Raw genomic sequence first — 17886 nt, 5'->3', positions numbered from 1 at the left:
GGCTACTTCGTCATCTGACTGTCAGCCGCCTTCGCGGCGTCGTCGAGCGCGGGCCCCGGCTCTCCCTGTCCTTGCAGGACCGAGGAGATCGCCTTGCCGATCTCGACCGAGAGGGCTGCGTATCCCTTCGTCGTCGGGCGGGTCTGCTTCACGTTCTTGGAGTTGGCGACGAACACGTCGTATCCGGGATACTGCGCCGCCTCCTTCTTCACGGCTTCCGATCCCGCCTCGGACGACCGCAGCGGCAGGTTTCCGACTGCGACGTTGAACTTCGCGTCCTGCTCGGCCGAGGTCAGCCAGCTGGCGAACTGCGTCGCCCAGTACTCGCGGTTCTTGTCGTGGTGGTCGAAGAGCGCCCAGATGTCCGGGCCCGACACGGTCTGGTGGTCGCCATCCGTTCCGGGGAGGTTGACCACGCCGTACTTGGTGCCGCCCGTCTTCAGGTCGGAGAGCTGCCAGGGCCCGGAGGTGATCATCCCGATGCGGTCGCTGACGAACAGCTGGCCGAACTTCGTGTCCGTCTGGTCGAGGTAGACGCTCTTGTCGTCGACCGCCATCGAGCGCAGGAAGGAGAGCGCGTCGTCACCGGCGGGCGAAGCGAACTCCGCCTTCTTACCGTCGGCCGACAGGATGCTCCCGCCGTTCTGCCAAAGGTGCGGCCAGAACTGCCAGGTCGTCTCCTCGCTGCCGGACACCGAGTATCCGTAGCCGTAGACGTGGTTGGCCGAGTCGGTCAGCTTCTTCGCTGCCGAGCGGAAGTCGTCCCACGTCCAGTCATTCGTCGGGTAGGCGAGGCCCGCTTTGTCGAACAACGTCTTGTTGTAGAGGAGGCCGATGTTGTCGACGACGGCGGGGAAGCCGATCACCTTCTTGCCGGTCGGCTGCGCGGTGCCGCGGGCAGCCGCGGTGAACTCGTCCCAGTTGACGTCGGGCTTCTTGATCGCATCCGAGATGTCGAGGGTGCGACCGGATGCTTCGAGCTGGCCCGCCCAGGAACCGAACGCATACGACATGTCGGGGTACTGGTTGCCGGCGAACCCTGCGGAGAGTTTCTGCAGCAGCTGGTCGGTGGAGGAGGCACCCGGCGAGAGGTCGACGGTGACATTCGGGTGCAGCTTCTCGAAGTCCTTGGCGAGGCCTTCGATCAGCTTCTCGGCCTCGTCGGCCTGGCCCGACCAGACCTCAATCTTCACGTTCGCCTTGGTGTCGAGCGTCGTGGCGCCCTGCGACCCGCTGCAACCGGCGAGCGCGACCGCGAGAGACGTCGCGGCGACGATGCCGGAGACGCGGAGTGCTCGTCTGAGGTTCGCCCGCTTACGGAGTGGACTAGTCATCTTCAGTTCCTCTCTTGGTGCTGTGATTCGGCGGGGTCAGCCGAGAACGATGGAACGCGTGAGGTTGCGGGGGCTGTCAGGGTTCAGCCCGCGGTGCTCGGCGATCGCGACCGCGAGCTGCTGCGCCCGAGCCAGTTCGACGAGCGGGTCGTTCGCGCCCGCGACGACGCTCGCGCCGGTCACCTCGATGTCGTCGACCAGGGACGGCTCAACACGGCCGATGATCCAGACGAGCGACCTCGAGTCGGCGACGGCGAGCGGGCCGTGACGGTAGTCGAGCAGGGGTACGACTCCGACCACGCCTGGGCGGCCTCGCGGATCTTGAGTGCGGCCTCCTGCGCGAGTCCGTACGTCCATCCGCTGCCCAGGTAGACGAAGTGCCCGTAGTTCGCCGGGTCGATGCCGAGGGGCCGGGCGAGTTCCGCCTCTGCCAGGTCGGGGAGTGCGGTCACGTCTTCGCCGAGCGCCGCGCGAGCGAGCAGCAGGAACGTCGTCGGGAAGCGCGTCTGCACGACAGACTCCTCGTCGGCGAAATCGAGCAGGAGCACGTCGTCGGCGCGGTCGGCGACGGGCGAGTCCGCGACCCCGGTGACCGCGATCTTCCGCACGCCCTCGGGAAGGGCGTCGAGCGCCTCGACGACCTCGGTGGTGGTGCCCGAGCGGCTGAGCACGATGACCGCGTCGTAGTTCCGCCATGGCCACGGCTCGGATGCGTAAGCGGCGTCGGTCACGCCGAAGCCGGCGGTCTCGCGAAGCGCTGCGAACGACTCGGCGACGTACGCCGACGTTCCGCAGCCCAGCACGAGCACACTGGCGCCCGGGAGCGTGAGCAGCTCGGTGGCCCGCTCGGAATGGCTTTCGAGGGCCTGTCGCCAGATCGCGGGCTGGCTGTCGATTTCGGTGCGGGTCAAGGACACGTGAACTCCTGTGTTCGGGTACTGCCGGGCGATGTGCAAAGCCGTTGACTCATCATTGGCTCACTGTGAGCGTTTGACAAGAAAACTGCCCACATCGATCAGTTCGGTTGATCGTTTGTTACAGACAGATGTCAGAGAGTGGCCTCGAGCCGCCCGCCGAGCGCAGTGGGGAGCACGTCGGCGTGAGCGGCGGTCAAACCGTCGCACAGGGCCCAGATCGCCTCGGGCGTGAGCGAGGATGCGGCATTCGGGTCGATGAGCACGGCCTGGCGCACGAGCTCCGGGTTGCCGGTTCTCACCGCCTCGATCGTGAGGCCCGCGACGGACAGGTAAGTGCGGTTGAGGGCAGCGCCCTGCTCCGGGATGCGGCCGACCGCCTGCGGGTGCAGGCCGGATGCGTTCACGAGGGTCGGCACTTCGACGACGGCGCCCTCGGGCAGGTTGTCGATCAGGCCGCGGTTGACGACGTTCGCGTGGATCTCCCGCTCGGTTCCCGTGAGGATCGAGTGGATGACCTGGGGCGCGTACTCGGCGGCGCCTTCCTCGAGTTCGAGCGGCTCGCCCGTCGCGAGCGCGGCCTTCGCGTGCTCGAACTCGGCCACGTTCTCCTCGGAGATGCCGACGTACTCGAGCGGCCGCAGGCGGAACCGTTCGATCTGCTCAGGCGAGCGCAGGAACCAGGAGAGGTACTCGGAGGAGTGCTCGCTGGTCTCGGTCGGGTAGAAGCCGATGCGCTTGAAGATCTCGACGCGCACCCGGCGTTCGAGCTCGGGATCGGCGGCGATCCGCTCGCGCAGCCGCCCGTAGAGGTCTTCCCCGTTGCGCGACCACTCGACGAGCCACGACTGGTGGTTCACGCCGGCGGCACGGAAGTGCGTGCCCTCCAGCGGGACGCCGATCAGCTCGCAGAGGTCGTGCACGGTCCAGTACACGCTGTGGCACAGGCCGACGACCTTCAGCTGCGGCGCGACGACCGAGAGCCACCAGACATTCATGGCCATCGGGTTCGTGTAGTTGAGGAACCACGCGTCAGGACACAACTCGAGCATGTCGGCGGCGATCCCCGACAGCACCGGGAACGTGCGGAGGGCGCGGAAGACGCCCCCGACGCCGGTCGTGTCGCCGATCGTCTGCAGCAACCCTGCCGCAGCGGGGATCTCGAGGTCTTTGCGGGTGGCGTCGATGCCGCCCACCTGGATCATGTTGATGACGAAGTCGGCGCCGCGCAGCGCATCCCGCCGGTTCTCCGTCGCGACGATCTCGGTTTCGCGGCCGAAGCGGGCGGCGACCTGCTCGGCCGTGCCGACGGCGACGGCGAGGCGTTCGGCATCGATGTCGTGCAGCACGATGCGAAGCGATGGCAGGTCGTCGAAGCGGTAGAGATCGGCGAGCAGCTGGCGGGTGAAGACGACGCTTCCCGCGCCGAGGAAGACAATCTGAGGCATGAACAGATCATGATGCCGAATTCGCGATTTGCACAATAGAATGAGCGAATCGCGGCAAAAGTGGTCATTTCGACTGATCATTTGAGACCGCCAACGAGAGGATTCCGGATGGTCACACCCGCCACGGAGACGCTGCTCGCGCGCGTGACCTCCGGCAAACGTGCGAAGCGGATGATGGGCATCCTGGACCTGATCGAGGAGCGCGGGTCGCTCAGCATCGACGAGCTGTCGACGACGCTCTCGATCTCCCCCGCGACGGCGCGACGCGACCTGGCCGACCTGGCCGACCAGAACCTGATCCTGCGCACCCACGGCGGGGCGTCCATTCTCAGCCGCGGGCGCGAGCTACCCGTCGCCCTGCGTGATACCCGGTTCCAGGATGCGAAACGAGCCATCGCCCGCGCCCTCATCGCGCGACTGCCCGCCGAGCCCCACGTGATCGCCCTCTGCGGCGGCACCACGACGGCCAGCGTCGCCCGCGAGCTCGCGGGCCACCGGGACATCGCGGTCGTGACGAACTCCCTCACCATCGCCGGACTGCTCAGCGCGTATCCGGGCGTGCGCGTCATCATGACCGGCGGCTTTCTGCGACCGCAGTCGCTCGAACTGGTCGGAGCCCTCGCCGAGAGCACGTTCAACTCGGTCAACGTTGGCACGGCCATCCTGGGCGCCGACGGCATCACTGCGGCCGCAGGCGTGACCACGCACGACGAGACCGAGGCGCGAACCAATCATGCGATGGTGAGCAAGGCCCAGCGCACCGTGGTCGTCGCGGACGGGTCCAAGATCGGCCGAGCCGCCCTCGCGCAGTGCTGCCCCATCCAGGAGATCGACCTGCTGATCACCGACAGCACGGCCGATCAGGAGGAGTTGCAGCGCATCCGTCTCGCCGGTGTCGAGGTCGTCGAGGTGGTCGTCACACCCTGACGCCTCCCCTCGGTGTGCCCTGGTTACGGGCCAGAAAAAGGGGTCATGTCCCCCAAAATGCCGCTACCGGCGCGCTTGCGAATAAGCGAGGCTCAGTGGAATGAAGGGGCAATCGCTTGAGCAGGAGAAGGTCGTGACGCCGTCGCGCACCGTGCTGCGCCCTCACGCGCACCTGTTCAAGCGTGGGCTGATCGCGATCTTCGCGCTGACCACCCCTGTCTTCGCGGTGCTGTACTGGCTGACGATTCCGGATGGGGTCTGGCCGCTCGTGCTCGCAATCCACATCCTCGTCGTGGTCGTCGTCACCCTGGCCGTTCTCTCGTACTTCTCGACCACGATCCAGTTCGTCCACGACGGCGTCCGCGAACGCGGGTTCTTCGGACGCACGATCGAGGTGCGGCACTCGATGGTCGGCGCGATCGTGCTCATCGATCTGTACGAGGGCAGCACACTCGACACCCAGCCGCAGTTGTTCGTGACGGGAACGGACGGGCGGGTGCTCATCCGGATGCGCGGGCAGTTCTGGGCCCTGGCCGACATGGAGCGGGTGGCCGAGGAGCTCGACGTGCCGATCACGAAGCGCGCCGAATCCGTCACCCTCACAGAGCTTCGACGTACGTCGCCCGAGTTGCTGTACTGGTTCGAGCGCTTTCCTCGCGTCAGCCGATAGGGGCAGCTCTAGCGCTAGACGACGGCGCTGGTGGCGATCCCGAGCGAGGGACCTTCCGGGCTGCTCGACGGCAGCTCGTGAAAGCCGAGCCGGTCGTAGAAAGCGCGCGCCGACTTGTTGGAGCCCGAGACACCCAGGTGAACGGCAGGCACGCCACGCGCTTCGAGTTCGGCGAGCAGTCGACGGATGAGCGCCCGACCGAATCCCTGACCCTGCAGTTCGGGAAGCAGGTCGATGTGCAGGTGCGCGGGATACTCCCCCAGCTCGGGAACCAAGCGGCTGCCGTAGCTCAGGCCGTACCGGATCATCTCGCGCTCGTCGTCGGTCGCCGCGGCTTCGAGTGGGTGCCGCTTCGTGAATCCGGGGAGCCATTCGCGCTTGTACCAGTCTGCGAAGGCGACCGTGTCCGCGACGCCGATGATGTAACCCGCGACGTGATCGCCGGTGTCGACCACGTACGCGAGGTCGGGCTGGTAGGTCAGATACGGGTCCGCGAAGATGTCGGGCAGCAGGCTGTCGTCGCTGTACAAACCGGTCGCGTCTTTGCCGCTCGCGCCGGTTCGCACGCAGATCTCGTCGACGGCGTCGCGGTCGCTCGGACGGTAGGCACGGATCGCAGTCACCGTGAAAGTATTGCAGCGTGCCCGTCCCCACCGCTGCCGCCACCGCCGAGAGCTCTGTTGCAGCCTCCGCCGGGTCTGCCGGGCCGCGCAGCAACGGCCTGCTGACTCCGGATGACGCGGCCAGGCCGGTCAGGATCGCGCGCTACTGGCCGAGCGACGAGCTCGCACCCCTCGTGCGCCACTACTGGCTGCCGCGCTGGGAGCTCCCCGCCGGTTCCACCCTGCGGCAGGACGTGCTCGAGTATCCGACCAGCAATCTCGTGATTGAACCCGGCGAAGCCATGCTGCACCGCGCCCGTCGAGGACGCAGCGCGCGCATCCTCACCGGCCAGAGCTGGGCGTTCGGGGCGATGCTGCGACCGGGAACCGGACGCTCGCTCGTCGACGTCAGCGTGCGCACTCTCCCGCCGTCGATACCGTTGAGCGCCCTGAGAGTCCCTGGGGTTCAGGATGCGGTCGACGCGGTGAGAACGCATATGGCGGCGGGCGACGACGCGGGCGCGATCGCGGCGTTCGAAGCTTGGCTGGTCGCGAGCATCCCGTCACCCGGCGCGGATGCGGTGCTCGTCGACGCGATCGTGGGCGCCGTCGAGAACGACCGCGGCATCACCCGCGTCGAGCAGCTCGCCGACCGGTTCGGGATCGGGGTGCGGCACCTGCAGCGACTCGTCGCCGGACACATCGGCTTCGGGCCCAAGTGGCTCATCCAGCGGTACCGGCTGCAGGAGGCCGCGGCCGCGTTGCGGTCGGATTCGCCGCCGGCGTTGGCGGACCTGGCCGTGGAGCTCGGGTATGCCGATCAGGCGCATTTCGGGCGCGAGTTCAAAAGCGTGATCGGGTGGACGCCGGGAGCATATCTCGCGGAGGCGGCTGGGGTGGCTGGGGCGGCTGGCGCGGATGATGCTGCTCCAGCGCATTCGGCTCGGGCGCGCTGATGGGAGCGGAGGCGACCACAGGCCTGCTTGCGCCGTGGATCAGCCGATGGGCACTCATCCCCGACGGCCATGCGTTCGCGACACCGAGCAGCGTGCTGCAGCCCGTGCGGTTCGCCGGGCGCGAGGCGTTCCTCAAGGTCGCGACCGTCGACGAGGAGAGCGCCGGCGGGCGCGTGATGGTGTGGTGGGCTGGGCGTGGGGCCGCAACGGTCCTCGCGTCGGAGGGCGACGCGCTGGTGATCGAACGCGCGACGGGCTCGCGGAGTCTGGAGCGGCTTGCGACGGCGAGCGCCGAAGGCGACGACGAGGCCACACGCATCCTGTGCCGTGCCGGGCTGCGACTGCACGCCGTCGACGACCGGCCGCTGCCTGCGGGGGTGGTCGGGCTGGACCGGTGGTTCCGTGAGCTGTTCGAGCTCGCGGCCGAGCATCCGGAAGCCCGGGAAGGCTTCTATGCGCGAGCGGCGGTTGTCGCGCGGGAGCTGCTCGAAGCACCGACGGGTGACGTCGTGCTGCACGGCGACCTGCACCATGGCAACGTGCTCGACTTCGGGGTGGACGGCTGGCTCGCTATCGACCCGAAGCACGTGGTGGGCGATCCGGGGTTCGATTTCGCGAACATCCTGTGCAACCCGTCTGCTGAGGTCGCGCTGACGCCGGGCCGGTTCGAGCGGCAGCTCGCCGTGATCAGCGACGAGACGGGCATCGACCGCGACCGGATGCTGCGGTGGGCCGTCGCCTGGACCGGACTGTCGTCGTGTTGGTCGGAGGGTTCTGGTCTCGACGTCGAGCACACGCTTGCGCTCGGGATGCACGCCCAGCGCATCCTGAACTGACGGTCGGGCGCGCTCGTTTGCCACCTGTCGTCGTTCTCAGCGGCTGAGAGTGACGGATAGTGGCAAATAGGGCCCGAGGCGCGGCCGGCGGGCGGGCGCCCGGTCAGCGGCGGCGACGGGTGCCGAAGATGCCTTCGACGACGCCGGTCAGGATGCTGCTGGTCGCCTTCGAGCCGAGCACCTGCTCCAGGATGTTCGGCTGCGGCTTCGAGGTCGTGCGCTTGGCGCGGGCCGTCGGTCCGGTGGCCTTGAGCAGGCGGTTATACTCGGCTTCCGCCGCCTTCTGAGCCTTGGCCTGCGCGGCCGCCGCTTTGTCGGCCGCCTTCTGCGCATCCACGGCAGCCTTCGCCTGATCCAGGATGCGCTCCTGCTCCTCGGCCGCGGCCGCCGCCGCATCGAGCTTGCGGCCGAGCATCTCACGGGCGGAGTCGCGGTCGATGGCCGCGCCGTACTTCGCCATCAGCGGTGAAGCGGCGACGGTCGCGTCGATCTGCGCCTCGGGGGTCGGCGACATCGAACCCTGAGGTGCGCGGAGGCGTGTCCACGCGACGGGGCTCGGCGCTCCCTTCTCATTCATGACCGTCACGATCGCCTCGCCGGTGCCGAGCGACTGCAGTACCTCGGCCAGGTCGTAGCCCGATTTCGGGTACGTCGAGACCGTGGCCTTGAGTGCTTTCGCGTCATCCGGAGTGAAGGCGCGCAACTGGTGTTGCACCCGCGAGCCGAGCTGCGCGAGCACCTCGGACGGCACATCCTTCGGCGTCTGCGTGACGAAGAAGATGCCGACTCCCTTCGACCGGATGAGCCGCACGGTCTGGGTGATCGACGCCAAGAAGTCCTTCGACGCATCCTTGAACAGCAGGTGCGCCTCGTCGAAGAAGAAGACGAGCTTGGGCTTGTCGAGGTCTCCGACCTCGGGCAGGTCGTTGAAGAGGTCTGCGAGCAGCCACATCAGGAAGGTGGAGAACAGCGCGGGCTTGTCCTGCACGCCCGGGACCTCGAGCAGGCTGACGACGCCCGACCCGTCCGGCGCGATCTTCAGGAACTCGGACGTGTCGATCTCGGGTTCGCCGAAGAACGTGTCGGCGCCCTGGTCGGCGAACGTGATCAGTTCGCGCAGGATCACCCCGACCGTCGCACTCGAGAGACCGCCCAGATCGGTGAGCTCGGCTTTGCCGTCGGCACTGTTCAGGAAGGTGAGCACCGCTCGCAGATCGCTGAGGTCGAGCAACGGGAGCCCCGCCTTGTCGGCGTAGTGGAAGACGAGCCCGAGACTCGACTCCTGCGTGTCGTTGAGACCGAGCACTTTTGACAGCAGGAGCGGCCCGAATCCGGCGACGGTCGCCCGGATGGGAATGCCTTTGCCGACTCCGCCGAGCGAGAAGTACTCGGTGACGGATGCGCGCGGCGTCCAGTCCTGACCGATCCCCTTCGTGCGCTCGAGCAGCTTCTCATTAGGCTCGCCCGGGCTGGCGATCCCCGAAAGATCGCCCTTGATGTCTGCGGCGAAGACGGGCACGCCGGCCGCCGCCAGCTGTTCGGCCAGCACCTGGAGGGTCTTCGTCTTACCGGTTCCGGTGGCGCCGGCGACGAGTCCGTGGCGGTTCGTCATGGCCAGAGGGATGCGCACGGGCACGTCGGGCTGCGCGTCCCCGTTGACGAGCGCCCCCATCTCGAGCGCTGCGCCGGCGAAGGCGTAGCCGTCGCGGATCACCGCGACCTGGTCTGCGGAGAGCGGGGCGGTGGGGGTGGTGGGGGTGGTGGGTGAGGTGGCTGCGGTGGGAGTGGGCGCGGCGGGTGGGGTGGGTGAGGCGGGAGTGGGCGCGGCGGGTGGGGTGGTGGCAGCGGGTGAGGGGGCGGCGGGCGCGGCGGGTGGCGCGGTGGCCTCGGAGGCGGTCGTGGCTGCGGCGGCTTGTGCCTGCGCCGCGGCCACTGCTGCATGCGCGGCCTCGGCCTGCACTTGGGCGGCGGCTGCCGCATCCTGAGCCCGCTTCAACGCCTCGGCGGCCTCGGCTTGCAACTTCGCGGCGCTATCGGCGGCGGCTGCCGCGTCGGCCTGGGCTTTCGCAAGTGCGTCGGCGTCACTCATGCGCTCACTCTAGCCACGCCTCCGAATGCCCCGATAGGCACCGAATGCCCCCAACGACCGCTGCCCAGTCGTGCGAAAAGTGCACTTCGCGGCTGCCGTGAAGCCCTTTTCGCACGACTCGACACCCACCGCAGGGCCGCACGCGGCGAGTCGTGCGAAAAGCGCACTTCGCGGCTGCCGCATCCCACTTTTCGCACGACTCGACACCCACCGCAGGGCCGCACGCGACGAATCGTGCGAAAAGTGCACTTCGCGGCTACCGCACCGCACTTTTCGCACGACTCGACAGCCACCGCAGGCCCGCGCGCACGGCGAATCGTGCCAAAAGTGCACTTCGCGGCTGCCGCAACGCACTTTTCGGACGACTCGACACCCAGCACAGGGCCGCACGCGCGGCGAGTCGTGCCAAAAGGGCGGGTCAGCCCTCGCGGAGGCCCCAGGGCTGGCCGTAACCGCCGTCTTCGACGGGGGTGGCCATCAGGGTGAGGTACGGCTCGGCGTCGAAGGCCTCGGGGCCGAGGACGCCCGTGCCCTTCCAGGTGCCGGTCGACAACAGTTCGAGGGCGATCACCGGGTTCAGCGCGGTCTGCCACACGACGCACTGGGCTTCGTACTCTCGCATCGTCCACTCGTTGTCGCTGACGTGGTACAGGTACACCTCGCGCGGGTTGCCGTCGAGACCGGTGCCCGTGACCCACACTCCGGCGCAGGTCTTGCCGGTCATCCGAGGGCCGATGGTCGCGGGGTCGGGCAGGGCCGCGGCCACCACATCCCGAGGCGCGACTTCGACCGGTCCCTTGTCGCTGCGCACCCGAATGGGCGAGGTCGAGTCGAGGCCGAGCTGGTGCAGGGTGCGCAGGATGCCGATGAACTCCTCGCCGAGACCGTACTTGAAGGTCACCCGTTCGGCGTCGATCCAGCGCGGCATGAGGAGCACCTCCTCGTGCTCGACGTTCACGCACTCGACGGGCCCGATCCCGTCGGGGAACTCGAACACCTCCGGCTCGCTGAACGGCTCGGTCGTGTACCACCCGGCATCCTTCTCGAAGATCACGGGTGGGTTGAGGCACTCCTCGATCGTGGTCCAGATGCTGAACGACGGCGCGAAGATCTCGTTGCCCTCCGAGTCGCGCACGACCAGGTTGGCGCCGTCACGGGTTCCGAGTTCGTCGATGTGCGAGAACAGCTTGTCGGACGCGTAGCGGGCGAACACATCGCTGAGCCCCGGCTCGACGCCCATGCCGACGAGCGCGAGCCGGCCCGCCGCCTCCCAGTCGCCGCGGAGGGCGAACTGGTCGTCGCCGAGCTTGACCCCGGTTCGCGAATAGGGGTCTGTGGGATGCGGCTCCGACAGGCTCATCGCCATGTCCAGGTAGTCGGCGTCGGCAGCGAGCGCTCCCGCGAAGATGGTCGGCACGAACTTCGGCTCGACGGCGTTCATCACGTGGGTGATGCGGTGTTCGCGCGCGACGGCGGCGACCGCATCCGGATCGGAGGCGTCGATCGCGGCCGCGGTGAACCGGGCAGCGGTCTCGTCACCGTGTTTCGCCGCGATCCAGGCGATGGTGCGCTCGGCGCGCGCGACGTCGTAGTCGCTCACGACGATGGTCTCGTAGAACGAACGTCGCGCGGCGATCTTGGCTATGGCGTCGCCCACGCCGCCGGCGCCCACGAGCAGGATTCTCATGGGCGCAACGCTATCGCCCCCGACCGACGCCAACCAGGGCGTACGATACTTCTGCCAAGAAAGTAAATCGATCAGGAGCACCGATGCTGCCCGAAGACTCTCGCCCCGAATCCGCCGAACCGATCGCCGACGACGAGGCGGGAGCAGGGATGCGCGATGCCGACCGCCTCGTGCACCTGCGTGCGGGCGGAGTGAGCGTTCTGCTCGACCTGCGCGGCGGACTGCTGCCATCCGTCGTGCACTGGGGAGCCGACCTGGGCCAGGTCAGCGCCGACGATGCCGTCGCGCTCGCGCTGGCCGACATGCAGCCCCACATCAGCAACGCGGTCGACGAGCGGGTGCGCGTGGCGATCCTGCCCGAGTCGCTCACCGGGTGGACCGGCAGGCCCGGCGTGAGCGGAAGTCGCGACGGTCGCGGTTGGGCCCCGCGCTTCAGGACGACCGGGCTGTGGCTGCGTCCTGAGGCCAGCGCTGGCACGACCGCCGAAATCACTGACACTACCGACGGCACGGATGCGCGGCTCAGCACCCTCGCAACGGGTGGCCGCCTGCGCGTGGAGGCCGTCGATCCGGAAGCCGAACTCGCCGTGACGATCGAGCTCGAGCTCTCCCCCGCCGGTGTGCTGCGCGCCTCCGCCGAGCTCCAGAACCAAGGCGACGTCTACCGGCTCGACGACCTCGCCCTGGCCTTCCCCGTGCCGCCGCGCGCCCGCGAGATCCTCGACTTCGCGGGGCGCTGGGGCAAGGAACGCACGCCGCAGCGTCGCGAGCTCGGCGTAGGCATCCACCTGCGCGAGGGTCGCAAGGGGCGCACCGGCGCCGATGCGGCGACCCTGCTGAGTGTCGGCGAGCCCGGGTTCGGCTTCGCGCACGGTGAGGTGTGGGGCGTGCACGTCGGCTACAGCGGCAACCATCGCCACTACGCGGAGCGGCTGCCGACCGGCGAGCAGGTGTCCGGCGGCGGCGAGCTGCTTCTGCCCGGCGAGATCATCCTCGGCCCGGGCGACAGGTACCGCACCCCGTGGGTTTACGCCGTCTACGGTCAGGGGCTCGACGACCAGGCTCGGCGGCTGCACCGGCACCTGCGGGCCCGGCCGCAGCATCCCCGACGTCCCCGGCCGATGACACTGAACGTGTGGGAGGCGGTGTACTTCGACCACGACCTCGACCGGTTGCTCGCCCTCGCGGAGAGCGCCGCGGCGATCGGCGTCGAGCGGTTCGTACTCGACGACGGCTGGTTCCGGCACCGTCGCCACGACCGCGCCGGACTCGGCGACTGGTACGTGGACGAGACGGTCTGGCCGAACGGGCTCACCCCGCTGATCGAGCGGGTGCGCGGACTCGGCATGGAGTTCGGGCTGTGGTTCGAACCGGAGATGGTGAACCTCGACTCCGACCTGGCGCGCGCGCGTCCGGAGTGGGTGATGCAGACCGGTGGGCGCATCCCGGTGGCGTCGCGGCACCAGCAGGTGTTGAACCTGGGGCTGCCCGAGGCTTACGCCTATGTGCGGGACAGGATGGTCGACATCCTGAGCACGAACGAGATCGCGTACATCAAGTGGGATCACAACCGCGACCTGGTGGATGCGGGTACTTGGCCCGGCGGCGAGCCGGGCGTGCACCTGCAGACGCTCGCCGCCTACCGGCTGATGGACGAGTTGAAGGAGCGCTTCCCCGGGCTCGAGATCGAGTCGTGCTCGTCAGGCGGTGCGCGTGTGGACCTCGGGGTGATCGAGCGCACCGACCGGGTCTGGGTCTCCGACAACATCGACCCGCTCGATCGGCAGCAGATGAACCGCTGGACCCTGCAGCTGCTTCCGCCCGAACTGCTCGGCTCGCACATCGCATCCGGACGCTCGCACACGACGCGGCGCGTGCACGACCTCGGCTTTCGAGCGGCGACGGCGCTGTTCGGACACCTGGGCATCGAGTGGGACCTGTCGGAGGCGTCGCCTGCCGAGCTCTCGCAACTCGCAGAGTGGATCGCGCTGTACCGCTCGCGGCGCGACCTGCTGCATACGGGCGACATCGTGCGCATGGACGAGGTCGACCCGACCTTCTGGGTGAGTGGCGTGGTCGCGCAAGACCGCTCGGCGGCGCTGTTCTCGCTGGCGTATCTCGGACGGTCGGATGCGGCCCCGCTCGGGCGGTTCACCCTGCGCGGGCTCGACCCCGAGCGCCGCTACCGCGTGCGACCGCTGACGATCGGCGACCCTGCGCACGGGTACCGGGTGCCTCCGTGGTTCGGGGTTCCGGATGCTGCGGGCGCGGTCACGACGGAGGGCCTGGCGCCGCGGTCGGTGGCGATCCCGAAGGGGGCTGTGCCCTCCGGAGTGGTGATGACGGGGCGCGCGCTCGAGGTGGCGGGCCTGCAGGCGCCGATGTCGTATCCGGAGCAGGCTTGGCTGATCGAGGTGACTGCGGTCTGAGGGGCCGGCGCGCGGGCGGGCGCCGCGTTCGTTACTCCGGAAGGTTTGCGCGGCGCGCCGGGGCGGTGTCCGTAATTACGGAGGAAACGCGCCTGAGGGGGTGAAACCTCCGGAATTGCGGATGTGGTCAGCGATCGCGGATGGGCTCGGAGGCCGGGTACGCGCGGAGCATGCGGGTGCGGATCGCGGTGGCGGCGGCGCCGCGGGCCCACTCGTTGAAAGCGAAGGGCTGCACTTCGATGGGGGCGGTCACGCTGTTCCAGACGGTCGCGTCGGCGAACGCGGTCAGCATGGCGGGTTCGGCGACGATGCCGAGCCTGGCCCCCTCTCCGGCGAGCAGGATCTTCTGCGGGTCGACGGTGTTGGCGACGGATGCGAGCAGCAGCCCGAGGGCGGTGCCCGCCTCCTCGACGACGAGGCGAAGCTGCGGGTCGCCTTGCTCGGCGCCGCGCAGGATGGCGGCGAAGTCGAGTGCGGCGGTCGCGTCCGACGCGACGGCCGCATCCGACGCGTTTGGGTCGGTGGGCGCGCCCGGGGTGACGGCCGCGGCCGCGCGCTCGATCGCATCCGTCGTCAGCAGGGCGCTCGCGCAGCCGCGGTGACCGAGCCGGCAGACCGCGTCGGAGTGGGTGAGCAGCTGATGGCCGATGCTGCCGAGAGCGCCGTGCGCGCCCGTGACCAGTTCGCCGCCCGCGACCAGACCCATCCCGATGCCCGCGCCGATGGTCACAACCGCGAAAGTGTCGAGCCCGCGGCCGGCGCCGAACCAGTGCTGGGCCTGCGTGAGGGCGTTGACGTCGTTGGCGACCACGACCGACAGGCCGAGCCGCTGTTCGACGAGGTCGGCGAGGGGAACGCCGGTCCAGTCGAGAAACTGTGACTCCCCACGATTCGGCCGTCGGCGCTGTTCCCGCCGAGGCTGATCCCGACGCCGCTGATCCGGCCGAAGGGGGCGCCGAGACCACGGACGAGTGCAGCTACGGCGTCAGCGACGACGTCGGGCGCGTGGTCGGTGAGGGGTTGTTCCTCCTCAGCGCGCACCGCGCCACGCAGGTCGGTGATCACGGCGTAGACCGTATCCGCCGTCAGCTTCACGCCCGCGAAGTGCTCGGAGGCGGGGTCGAGGTCGAGCGGCTGCAGCGGCCGACCGGCCGGTCGCGCCTGCGGCGCGCCCTCGAAGAGACGACCCTCGGCGATGAGCGGCTTCGTCAGCCGGGTGAGGCTGGGGCCCGAGAGGCCGAGCCGCTCGGCGAGCTCGACGCGGGAGAGCGGGCCGTGGATCAGGATCTCGAGCATCACCCGTGCCGCGCTGCCGACGACCGTGGAATCCGGGGCGGCCGGGGTGCTCATTCGCACATCCTATGGTTCCGGTATCGGCTTCGGTTTCACCAGGAAGAAGGGATGCGGTGCCAAGCGTTCGCGAGCGATCCGGTACGCCAACGGCGCCCAGACGATGACCGCTATACCGGAGCCGATCAACAGACCGGCAATCGTGTCGCTCAGCCAGTGCGCGCCCAGATAGGTGCGACTGAAGGCCATCAGGAGGGCCCAAGCGGCACCCGCGGCCCACACCCAGACCCGCGGAAAGATGATCCCGAGCACGACGACCATGGTGGCCGCATTGGCTGTATGCCCCGACGGGAATGAACCCGTGTCCGACTGCACCAGGATGTCCGTCGGCCGCGCGCGACCGACCGTGACCTTCAGGATCTGCACGCACAGCACCGACAGGATGCTCGCGATCGCGAAGTAGGTAGCGCCCCACGGCCGTCGGAAAGCCAGGAGTGTCAGGAAGATCAGCACCGGGATCACGATCGAGCCGATGATCCCGCCGCCCGCGTAGTTGAAGAACAGCGACAGACCGAGCCAGAAAGGCGACCGGTGTTCGACGATCTCGCCCATCCACTCCGCATCGATCGCGAAAGGCTCGGTGGGTCGGAAGGCGATGATCACACCCAGCAGTACGACGAGCCCGACGGCCACCGAGGCGGAGACCACCGGCCACCGGCGGGCGATTCTCGCTGCTTGCGCGACGTCGGTGTGCTCTTCCATGCCGTCAACGGTACCCGTCGGCGGTTTGGATGCACGGTCTGTCGGCGGTTTTATGGCATGCCGGTCGGCGCGGAGCGGTGTCTCTTCGGCACCGCACGCGCATCCCCGGTCGGCTCAGTGAGGCCCGGTCGGCTCAGTGAGCCAGTTCGGGCACGGTTCGGGGACGCACGATGAGCCAGAGCGCGGCAATGCTGATCGCCGAGCAGATCGCCATGACGAGCCCCATCGGCGCGGCGCTGGCCACGCCCAGCAGGCCGACGACGGGAGAGATGATTCCGGCGAGGCCGAAGTTCACCGCTCCGAGCAGGGATGCAGCGGTGCCGGCCTCGTGTCCGTGGCCGTTGAGCGCGATCACCTGAACGCACGGGAAGCCGAATCCACACGCGGCGATGAAGAACCAGAGCGGGATGACGACACCCCACAGGCCGGCGTGGGCCTGATCGAGCACGACGATCGTGACGGCCGAGACGAACATGACGATCGTCGAGACGGCGAGGATCCACTGCGGCCCGAAGTACTTGGTCAGGCGCGCCGCCGACTGCACGCCGATGATGATGCCGATGGAGTTCACCGCGAACAGCAGTCCGTATTGCTGGGCGTCGAACTGGTAGAGATCCTGGAACACGAACGAGCTCGACGACAGGTAGGAGAAGAGTCCGGTGAAGTTCATCGCGCCGACGATGGCGATTCCCACGAAGACGCGGTCGCTGAGCACCGACTTGTAGCGCTGCCCGACAGTGGAGTGGCCCGCATCCTGACGCCGTGCCTTGGGGAGAGTCTCGACGATCCACAGGGATACGCAGATCACCACGAAGAGGCCGTAGAACGCGAGCACGACGAAGATGCCGCGCCACGGCATGATGAGCAGGAGCTGCGAGCCAAGAACCGGGGCGAGCACGGGCGCTAGACCGTTGACGAGTGCGAGCCGGCTGAGCATGCGCACGAGAGGCCGTCCGCCGAAGAGGTCGCGGACCATGGCCATCGCGACGACACCACCCGCCGCAGCGCCGATTCCCTGGAACGCGCGCGCGACGCCGAGCAGTTCGACATTCGGGGCGACGGCAGCGCCGAGGCACGACACGATGTGCACGATCGTCGCGAGGATCAGCGGCAGCCGGCGACCCACTTTGTCGCTCCAAGGGCCGACGACGAGCTGTCCGACGCCGAAGCCGATCGTCGTGGCGGTGAGAGTGAGCTGGATCGCTGCCGTCGAGACGTCGAACTCCTTCTCCAGGGTCGGCAGTGCCGGGAGGTAGGTGTCGATGGTGAACGGCCCGAGCGCGGTCAGAGCGCCCAGGATCAGGATGTAGGCCAGCCTTTGACGGCCGGAGAGCGAGTCACCGGGGTGAACGACGGTAGTCACAGAAATCCTTGCAGGGAGAAAACGAACACCGCGGTCGGGGCCGCGGTGGGAAGGGAGGTGCTGGGGTGGTGCCGGAGTTCGGCGGAGCGCGTTCCGGACCGATCGAATCGATTCGAGTGCGGAACACTTGCAATCCTATCGGAAACAGGCGCGCAATGTTACCGTGCACATCCCCCTACTTCTGGTCACTTCGCGCTGGGTGCGCGGTGCTGAGTCGCGCCGGTCTTGGGTTCAGGATGCGCGCTCCTCGCCGCGAGTCGCGGCGAGAGCAGCTTCCCGGGGCCGCGGAAGGTGCGTTCGCCGCGACTCACTCCTGCCCGCGGTCTTGGGCCCCGGATGCGGTCGCCAGGTCGCGAGTTTCGGCGAATCGACCTTCCCGGGCTTCCGGAAGGTCGATTTGGCGCAACTCACTTGGCCGCGGTCCCACCCGCGGTCTTGGGCTCAGGATGCGGTCGTCAGGTGGCGAGTCGCGGCGAGAACGGCTTCCCGGGGCCGCGGAAGGTGCGTTCGCCGCGACTCACGGTGCGCGACGGGCCTCGGAATGCGACCCACCCGTGTGAGTTGCGGCGAATCGACCTT

General features: G+C 68.6%; 16 protein-coding genes. 5 read left to right on the top strand and 11 right to left on the bottom strand.

Annotation, left to right across the window (positions count from 1 at the left end; all coding sequences use genetic code 11):
- Positions 1-2 precede the first annotated feature (2 nt).
- From ACQ86A_RS05555 to melA, 4 genes are all read right to left on the bottom strand, one after another.
- A complete protein-coding gene (locus tag ACQ86A_RS05555; RefSeq protein WP_431279601.1) occupies positions 3-1334 on the bottom strand; it encodes an ABC transporter substrate-binding protein in 1332 nt (443 codons plus the stop codon).
- Positions 1335-1370: 36 nt separating this feature from the next.
- Positions 1371-1517 (bottom strand): hypothetical protein, encoded by a 147-nt coding sequence (locus ACQ86A_RS05550; protein WP_431279600.1) that lies wholly within the window; start codon positions 1515-1517, stop codon positions 1371-1373.
- Positions 1514-2245: an SIS domain-containing protein gene (locus ACQ86A_RS05545; RefSeq protein WP_431279599.1), complete on the bottom strand. Its 732-nt coding sequence runs from the start codon at positions 2243-2245 to the stop codon at positions 1514-1516. Before ACQ86A_RS05545 ends, ACQ86A_RS05550 begins: the two co-directional genes overlap by 4 nt.
- A gap of 137 nt (positions 2246-2382) precedes the next feature.
- The gene (gene melA, locus ACQ86A_RS05540) at positions 2383-3696 is read right to left on the bottom strand and encodes an alpha-galactosidase (RefSeq protein ID WP_431279598.1); all 1314 of its coding nucleotides are present in this window, start codon (positions 3694-3696) and stop codon (positions 2383-2385) included.
- Between the two features lie 108 nt (positions 3697-3804).
- On the opposite strand from melA, the gene ACQ86A_RS05535 reads away from it, so the two are divergent.
- Together ACQ86A_RS05535 and ACQ86A_RS05530 are read left to right on the top strand one after the other, a co-directional pair.
- Positions 3805-4623 (top strand): DeoR/GlpR family DNA-binding transcription regulator, encoded by an 819-nt coding sequence (locus ACQ86A_RS05535; RefSeq protein WP_431279597.1) that lies wholly within the window; start codon positions 3805-3807, stop codon positions 4621-4623.
- A gap of 100 nt (positions 4624-4723) precedes the next feature.
- Positions 4724-5293, top strand: a complete 570-nt coding sequence (locus ACQ86A_RS05530) for a hypothetical protein (RefSeq protein ID WP_431279596.1) — start codon at positions 4724-4726, stop codon at positions 5291-5293.
- Positions 5294-5307: 14 nt separating this feature from the next.
- On the opposite strand, the gene ACQ86A_RS05525 is transcribed toward ACQ86A_RS05530, so the two are convergent.
- Positions 5308-5916: a GNAT family N-acetyltransferase gene (locus ACQ86A_RS05525; protein WP_431279595.1), complete on the bottom strand. Its 609-nt coding sequence runs from the start codon at positions 5914-5916 to the stop codon at positions 5308-5310.
- A 17-nt stretch (positions 5917-5933) separates the two neighbouring features.
- On the opposite strand from ACQ86A_RS05525, the gene ACQ86A_RS05520 reads away from it, so the two are divergent.
- Positions 5934-6851, top strand: a complete 918-nt coding sequence (locus ACQ86A_RS05520; RefSeq protein ID WP_431279594.1) for a helix-turn-helix domain-containing protein — start codon at positions 5934-5936, stop codon at positions 6849-6851.
- Positions 6851-7687, top strand: a complete 837-nt coding sequence (locus tag ACQ86A_RS05515) for an aminoglycoside phosphotransferase family protein (RefSeq protein WP_431279593.1) — start codon at positions 6851-6853, stop codon at positions 7685-7687. Before ACQ86A_RS05520 ends, ACQ86A_RS05515 begins: the two co-directional genes overlap by 1 nt.
- 103 nt (positions 7688-7790) lie before the next feature.
- Here ACQ86A_RS05515 and ACQ86A_RS05510 read toward each other — a convergent pair whose 3' ends face one another.
- Together ACQ86A_RS05510 and ACQ86A_RS05505 are read right to left on the bottom strand one after the other, a co-directional pair.
- Entirely contained in the window at positions 7791-9776 is a 1986-nt protein-coding gene (locus ACQ86A_RS05510) for a helicase HerA-like domain-containing protein (protein WP_431279592.1), read from the bottom strand.
- A gap of 418 nt (positions 9777-10194) precedes the next feature.
- Positions 10195-11463: a saccharopine dehydrogenase family protein gene (locus ACQ86A_RS05505; RefSeq protein ID WP_431279591.1), complete on the bottom strand. Its 1269-nt coding sequence runs from the start codon at positions 11461-11463 to the stop codon at positions 10195-10197.
- Positions 11464-11612: 149 nt separating this feature from the next.
- Between ACQ86A_RS05505 and ACQ86A_RS05500 the strand changes: the two genes are divergently transcribed.
- Positions 11613-13892: an alpha-galactosidase gene (locus tag ACQ86A_RS05500; RefSeq protein ID WP_431280377.1), complete on the top strand. Its 2280-nt coding sequence runs from the start codon at positions 11613-11615 to the stop codon at positions 13890-13892.
- A 127-nt stretch (positions 13893-14019) separates the two neighbouring features.
- Here the strand turns inward: ACQ86A_RS05500 and ACQ86A_RS05495 are convergent, their stop codons facing one another.
- The 4 genes from ACQ86A_RS05495 to ACQ86A_RS05480 all read right to left on the bottom strand — a co-directional run bounded on the left by ACQ86A_RS05495 (position 14020) and on the right by ACQ86A_RS05480 (position 17307).
- Positions 14020-14703 carry an ROK family protein gene (locus ACQ86A_RS05495; protein WP_431279590.1) on the bottom strand — a complete coding sequence of 228 codons (684 nt, stop codon included), beginning with the start codon at positions 14701-14703 and terminating at the stop codon, positions 14020-14022.
- Entirely contained in the window at positions 14619-15242 is a 624-nt protein-coding gene (locus tag ACQ86A_RS05490; protein WP_431279589.1) for a hypothetical protein, read from the bottom strand. Before ACQ86A_RS05490 ends, ACQ86A_RS05495 begins: the two co-directional genes overlap by 85 nt.
- Positions 15243-15251: 9 nt before the next feature.
- On the bottom strand, positions 15252-15944 hold the full coding sequence (locus tag ACQ86A_RS05485; RefSeq protein ID WP_431279588.1) for a phosphatase PAP2 family protein: 693 nt from the start codon (positions 15942-15944) through the stop codon (positions 15252-15254).
- Positions 15945-16077: 133 nt separating this feature from the next.
- The gene (locus ACQ86A_RS05480) at positions 16078-17307 is read right to left on the bottom strand and encodes a multidrug effflux MFS transporter (RefSeq protein ID WP_431279587.1); all 1230 of its coding nucleotides are present in this window, start codon (positions 17305-17307) and stop codon (positions 16078-16080) included.
- Positions 17308-17886: the final 579 nt, after the last annotated feature.

Source organism: Leifsonia poae (genome assembly GCF_050632195.1).
GTDB classification, from domain to species: Bacteria; Actinomycetota; Actinomycetes; order Actinomycetales; family Microbacteriaceae; genus Leifsonia; species Leifsonia poae_C.
This window is presented reverse-complemented; position numbering and strand designations above follow the sequence as displayed.